Raw genomic sequence first — 438 nt, 5'->3', positions numbered from 1 at the left:
GGCTTTTTCCTGCACGTTGTCCACTTTGTTCACCGCGAGGATTACCGGCGCTTTGCCATCACGCAGCTTGTTGAGCACCATTTCATCGTCCGGCGTCCAGCGGGTGCCTTCTACGACAAAAATCACCAGCTCAACGTCGCCGATAGAGCTGCTCGCCGCTTTGTTCATCAGGCGGTTAATGGCGCGTTTTTCTTCCATATGCAGGCCAGGGGTATCAACGTAGATCGCCTGATACGCGCCTTCAGTATGGATCCCCACAATGCGGTGACGAGTTGTTTGCGCCTTGCGGGAGGTGATGGAGATCTTCTGCCCCAGCAGTTTGTTCAACAATGTGGATTTGCCAACGTTCGGACGTCCGACGATAGCAATAAATCCGCAGTAACTTTTATCGATGCTCATTCCAGCTCCAGTTTTTTCAACGCCTGTTCGGCGGCAGCC

At 53.4% G+C, this 438-nt stretch carries 1 protein-coding gene; it reads right to left on the bottom strand.

Annotated features, from left to right (window positions below; translation table 11 throughout):
• The coding region (gene era / locus AC3DEV_RS17145; protein ID WP_488372897.1) for a GTPase Era at positions 1-399 on the bottom strand (399 nt) is incomplete at its 3' end.
• Positions 400-438: the final 39 nt, after the last annotated feature.

It is taken from the genome of Dietzia sp. IBK-p2-15D (assembly GCF_057773105.1).
The sequence above is the reverse complement of the archived record's forward strand: the minus strand, read 5'-3'. Positions and strand labels throughout refer to the sequence as shown.